The 6349-nt window shown below is 47.3% G+C and carries 4 protein-coding genes and 2 tRNA genes; all 6 read right to left on the bottom strand.

What is annotated here, in order from left to right:
• Positions 1–170: 170 nt before the first annotated feature.
• Positions 171–1598: an asparagine--tRNA ligase gene (gene asnS, locus ACQRBJ_RS13660; protein WP_445303919.1), complete on the bottom strand. Its 1428-nt coding sequence runs from the start codon at positions 1596–1598 to the stop codon at positions 171–173.
• 16 nt (positions 1599–1614) lie between these two features.
• Positions 1615–3045 carry a pseudouridine synthase gene (locus ACQRBJ_RS13655; protein ID WP_445303918.1) on the bottom strand — a complete coding sequence of 477 codons (1431 nt, stop codon included), beginning with the start codon at positions 3043–3045 and terminating at the stop codon, positions 1615–1617.
• A 112-nt stretch (positions 3046–3157) separates the two neighbouring features.
• Positions 3158–4504, bottom strand: a complete 1347-nt coding sequence (gene purB, locus ACQRBJ_RS13650) for an adenylosuccinate lyase (RefSeq protein WP_217761732.1) — start codon at positions 4502–4504, stop codon at positions 3158–3160.
• Positions 4505–4631: 127 nt separating this feature from the next.
• Positions 4632–4706 (bottom strand) — tRNA-Val (locus ACQRBJ_RS13645).
• 54 nt (positions 4707–4760) lie between these two features.
• Positions 4761–4835, bottom strand: a tRNA-Val gene (locus tag ACQRBJ_RS13640).
• Between the two features lie 237 nt (positions 4836–5072).
• Positions 5073–6224: an OmpA family protein gene (locus ACQRBJ_RS13635; protein ID WP_445303917.1), complete on the bottom strand. Its 1152-nt coding sequence runs from the start codon at positions 6222–6224 to the stop codon at positions 5073–5075.
• Positions 6225–6349: the final 125 nt, after the last annotated feature.

Here is a 6349-nt window from a genome sequence, read left to right as displayed (position 1 = left end):
TCTGCGTCATCTGCGAAATCTGCGTGACTTTAAAAGGTAAAAAATCTGTGGGAATCTGTGAGAACTGTGGGGACTTTAAAAGGTAAAAAATCTGTGAGAACTGTGGGAAGAAAAAAGAGGGTGTGTCATGAACTTATGACACACCCTCTTTATCTTATGACCACAGAGATTTAGAACTCTGCGTTCTTTGGTGTACGTGGGAATGGAATCACGTCACGGATGTTCTGCATACCGGTTACAAAGAGAATCAGACGCTCAAAACCGAGACCGAAACCTGCATGTGGACATGAACCGTACTTACGGGTATCAAGATACCAACGCATATCCTTCATAGGAATGTTGCGAGCCTCAATCTCACCCATCAACTTGTCATAACTCTCCTCACGGACTGAACCACCGATGATTTCACCAATCTGTGGGAACAAAACGTCGGTACCCTGAACGGTCTGACCGCTCTTGCCACCGAAACCACTCTCCTCCTCGTCTATCTTCATATAGAATGCCTTGATAGCTTTTGGATAGTTGGTCATGATGACTGGACGCTTGAAGTGCTCCTCTACGAGGAAACGCTCGTGCTCTGAAGCCAGGTCATCACCCCACTCGCATGGGAACTCAAACTTCTTGCCGTTGGCGATAGCCTCCTGCAGGATGCGGATACCCTCGGTATATGGGAGATGAACGAAATCGGAATTCAATACGCCCTCCAAACGAGAGATCAAGCCCTTATCAATCATCTTGTTCAAGAACGCAAGATCGTCCTTGCAGTGCTCGAGTGCCCAACGGATACAGTATTTGATGAAATCTTCCTCCAACTCCATCAAACCGTCCATATCCAGGAAAGCAACCTCTGGCTCTACCATCCAGAACTCAGCCAGGTGGCGAGGAGTATTACTGTTCTCTGCACGGAAGGTTGGACCGAAGGTGTAGATAGCACCGAGTGCCGTAGCACCCAGCTCACCTTCCAACTGACCGGAAACAGTCAATGAAGTCTGCTTTCCGAAGAAATCATCAGAGTAGTCAATCTTTCCATCCTCTGTTTTCTTGAGGTTGTAGAGGTTCTTGGTGGTTACCTGGAACATCTGTCCAGCACCTTCGCAATCGCTCGCTGTGATGAGCGGAGTGTTGAAATAGAAGTATCCATGCTCATGGAAGTAAGTGTGGATAGCCATCGCCATGTTGTGGCGGATGCGCATCACGGCACCGAAGGTATTGGTACGGAGACGGAGATGAGCATACTGACGCATGTACTCGAAGCTCTGTCCCTTCTTCTGCATAGGATAGTCGCCACCGCAGAGACCATAGATTTCGATGCTGTCACACTGGATTTCAACACTCTGTCCGGCACCCAGGCTTTCAACCAGAGTACCCACTACGCTGATGCAGGCACCAGTGGTGATCTGACGAAGCTGATTTTCATCGACCTTTGATGGGTCGACTACTATCTGAACATTATTAATAGTAGAACCATCGTTAAGAGCGATAAAATCGACTGCTTTGCTACTACGATGGGTACGTACCCATCCCTTTACATTCACGATTGAGTTGTAGGCAGTGCTCTTGAGCACGTCTACAACCTTAGTTCTTTTAATCTTTTCCATTGTTTATTACTCTGTTTTATTCAAAAGCACCCATGCGGAGCATGTCTACTTCTTTCTCTGTAAGGAAGCGCCAGTCGCCACGACGGAGGTTCTTCTTGGTCAATCCAGCGAACTGTACACGATCCAACTTAGTTACACGATAGCCAAGGCTCTCGAAGATACGGCGAACGATACGGTTCTTGCCACTGTGGATCTCGATGCCCACCTGTGACTTGTCGTGCTGGTCAGCATACTCGACAGCGTCTGCCTTGATTTCACCATCTTCCAAAGTGATACCCTCACGAATCTGATCCATATCATGAGATGTAAGGTTCTTGTCGAGGTGTACGTGATATACCTTCTTCTTCAGGAACTTAGGGTGAGTCAGCTTAGAAGCCAGGTCACCGTCGTTGGTGAGAAGGAGTACACCGGTAGTATTGCGGTCGAGACGACCAACAGGATAGATACGCTCTGGGCAAACGTCCTTCACGAGGTCCATCACGGTCTTGCGCTGCTGAGGATCATCGCTAGTGGTAACGTAATCCTTAGGCTTGTTGAGCAATACATAAACCTTCTTCTCCAAAGAAACAGGAGTATCGTGGAACTTCACCTCATCGGTGCGAAGAATCTTGGTACCCAACTCAGTTACCACCTCACCATTAACGGTAACAACACCAGCCTGGATGAACTCATCAGCCTCACGGCGTGAGCATACACCAGCATTGGCGAGGAACTTGTTCAAGCGCAATGGCTCTGTAGGGTCGAAGTTCTCCTCCTTGTATTCAATTCTCTTCTTGAGACTATATTTTGCATTAGGATCATAACCTGGTGTGCGCTGACGGAAACCGCCACCACTACGGTTGTTGTTGTAGCCACCGCCACGGTTGTTATTGTAGCCACCCTGCTGTGGACGACCGTAACCACCCTGCTGAGGACGACCGTAGCCACCCTGCTGTGGACGACCGTAACCGCCCTGCTGTGGACGACCGTAGCCACCCTGCTGAGGACGACCGTAACCACCCTGCTGTGGACGACCGTAACCGCCCTGCTGAGGACGGCCGTAACCGCCACCATTATTACTATTATAGCCACCACGGTTGCTGTTGTAGCCACCCTGCTGAGGACGACCATAGCTGCCACCATTGCTGTAACCACCCTGCTGAGGACGATGACCACCACCACGGTTGCTGTTGTAACCGCCACGGCTCTGGTATCCGCTGTGCTGTGGGCGCTCGGTATTAGAGCTCTGCAAGCCAGCTCCGAATCCTTCTGGACGGAAGCCGCCTTCACTATTACTACTACTTCTATCGCTGCTGAATGAAGAGCGATGAGTGTTGATACGTGGACGCTGAGTGCGACCTACTGGGCGATAACTCTTCTGATAACCGCCTGCTGGGTTGTAGCCCTCTCGGGTGTTCTCTTTCTCAGATGCATGATCCTGAGGTTTGTTTCCGAATTCTGAATCCATTTTCTTTAAATCTTAATTTAAGCCTCACGGCCGGGTTAGTGAAAAAATAATTATAAATATATTATGTTGAATATCTTCATGCTATTGCTACCCTGGAGGAAGCCGGTAGTATTTAGATGCCCGTATAATTGCTTGGAGTGATAGCCATCAGTTCAGCCTTCACGCTGTCGCTGACGTTCAAGCCCTGAATAAATTCATGGATGGTCTCTTCAGTCATGTGCTTGTTGGTACGAGTCAATGCCTTCAAAGCCTCGTATGGATGTGGGTAAGCCTCACGACGGAGGATGGTCTGGATAGCCTCAGCTACGACAGCCCAGGTATTATTCAGGTCTTCCTGCAACTTCTCCTCGTGGAGGATGAGCTTGCGCAATCCCTTCAGGGTACTCTGGATAGCGATGACGCTATGACCGAGAGGCACACCGATGTTACGGAGCACGGTACTGTCAGTAAGGTCGCGCTGCAGGCGGCTTACCGGAAGCTTCTGAGCCAGGAACTGAAGGATGGCATTGGCAATACCCAGGTTACCCTCACTATTCTCGTAATCGATAGGGTTTACCTTATGCGGCATAGCACTTGAGCCAACCTCGCCTGCCTTGATCTTCTGCTTGAAGTAATCCATAGAGATATACATCCAGAAGTCACGGTCCAAGTCGATGATGATGGTATTGATGCGACGGATGGCATCAAAGATAGCACCGAGATGATCGTAGTTGCTGATCTGAGTGGTATACTGTTCACGCTGCAAGCCGAGCTTCTCGCTGACGAACTTGTTGCCGAAAGCCTTCCAGTCATACTCCGGATAAGCAACATGGTGGGCATTGTAATTACCAGTAGCACCACCAAACTTAGCAGTAAACTTGCAAGCCTTCAAAGACTCAAGCTGTTCGGTAAGACGATAAACATAAACCATGATTTCCTTACCCAAACGTGTAGGAGACGCAGGCTGTCCGTGAGTCTTAGCCAACATAGGCACATCCTTCCACTCGTCAGCATAAGTCTGGAGCTGTGCAATAAGTTCCTCTACCTGTGGGTAGAAGCACTCCTCCAAAGCCTCCTTGACAGAAAGCGGTACACTGGTGTTGTTGATGTCCTGAGAAGTGAGACCGAAGTGAATGAACTCCTTATAGTCGTCCAATCCACCAATCTTATCGAACTCCTCCTTGATGAAATACTCTACGGCTTTTACGTCGTGATTAGTTACCTTCTCAATGTCCTTGACACGTTGAGCCTCATTTTCGTCAAAGTTACGGTAGATATCACGCAAGCGCTCAAACAGCGACTTGTCGAAAGAAGCCAACTGTGGCAAAGGCAATTCACATAAAGTAATGAAATACTCTATCTCTACTCGAACACGATAACGAATAAGAGCATACTCTGAGAAATAGTTAGCGAGTTGCTCTGTTTTTCCCCTGTAACGACCATCTATAGGCGATATGGCAGTCAATAAATCTAAATTCATATTAATACGTATTATATATAGGGTGCAAAGTTAATGAATAAATCTGAGAAAACAGCGAAAAACGATATTTTTTAGCTTTAATTAAAAAAAGGTCTCTCAACTTTCGTTGAAAGACCTTCATTAGAAGTGGGCGTTGACGGATTCGAACCGCCGACCCTCTGCTTGTAAGGCAGATGCTCTAAACCAGCTGAGCTAAACGCCCTCTAAAAATTTCCCCGCTCATCATAAGTATGACCAACAGGGAAAAACACCCCTGTGGGCGCTGACGGATTCGAACCGCCGACCCTCTGCTTGTAAGGCAGATGCTCTAAACCAGCTGAGCTAAGCGCCCTTACTTTTCGTAAGCGGTTGCAAAGGTACAAACAATTTCCGGTTCCACCAAATTTTTGAGCAACTTTTTTTCATTTTTCTGCATTTTTCTTCAAAAAAAGCCATTTTTCGGTGTTTTTACCCCCTTTTCACCTGTTTTTAGGCACGGATTACACAGATTACACGGATTTTTTATGAGAGATGGTTATCGCTTTACTTATATTAGCACCATAAAATCCGTGTAATCCGTGCCTTATCATTACTCAGAAATCTGAATAGTGGCACGACGATTGTATGAAACTGGATCCAAATCCTTCACACCACCGTTTGATTTCACGATGATATTGTCCTTATCAACTCCCATCTTGACGAGCAAACCGGCTACTCGCTCGGCACGAGCCTGAGAAAGTTTCTCGTTAAAGGCTGCAGAACCGGTAGCACTATCAGCATAACCATTCACAACCAACTTCAAATTGTTCTCCTTGGCATACTTCGCAAGAGTCTCCACATTGACCAGATCCTTCCTGGAAGCAATCTTTGACTTACCCAAATTGAAGAAAACAGATACCGGAGTACCTACAAACTGCTTGACAACCTGGGTCTCGGCAGTCTTCTGGTTCTCCAACTCGTTTCTCAAACGCTCGTTTTCTGCATTGGCATCCTCCAATGTGGCATTGAGTGCATCGAGTTCTGACTGATGAAGGGCTGTGATGGCATCGACATCCGGTGTCTTATCCCATGTACCTCTACCCAACTTGAAGGTAAGACCTACCTCAGCATAGAAATTATTGCAACGGCGGGTAAAGGTATTGCGGCTGTTGCCTGCGCAACCATCAATATCAGCATCGAAGGAATTCACACCGACCTCAGCAAAGAGGTTGGTCTTCTTTCCAATCTTCCAGGAAGACTGGATGCCGGCACTATAATCCAAAGCATAGGCATTGTGAGTCATGGAACGTCCGATACCGGCACCGGCAAACGGGATGAGATTCCATACACGGTTCTCGTTGTAGCCATAAAGCAGATTGCTGAGATTGAACATCACCTGCTCATTGGCAACCCAGTACTTATTACCGTTGCCCTCGTTGGTAGCATCATTGCCATCAGCATCAACAAACTTACCCCAGATGCCCTGAATCTTGGTACGGAAACCGACACCAGGAGTATACCACTTGCCAAATGCCAGAGAAACACCAGGATTGGAACGGAACTTCTTGAAAGGGCTCTTGGAATATCCTGCGCCCTTTTCCTGGGCAGAATACCAGGAATTCCAATCTGCGCCAACCTCATAAAACCAGTTGCTCCAAAAAGAATTGGTAGCAACACTGTATTTCTCCTGAGTAGTTGCGTCCTGAGCGAATGAGCTCAAAGACAGACTAGCCAAAGCTAGCATTGAGAAAAATTTCTTCATAACTTTCTATTTTTATTACCATTTATTCAAGTTTCGCAAATTCAGGAGTTAAAGGAGTTATCGCTCCCTACGGTCGCTGAGGAGTTAAGACAATAGTCTTTTTGGCGTAGTTTTTTAGCTGCAAG

The sequence above is a fragment of the Prevotella sp. SGI.167 genome (assembly GCF_050313615.1).
Taxonomy (GTDB): Bacteria; Bacteroidota; Bacteroidia; order Bacteroidales; family Bacteroidaceae; genus Prevotella.
This window is presented reverse-complemented; position numbering and strand designations above follow the sequence as displayed.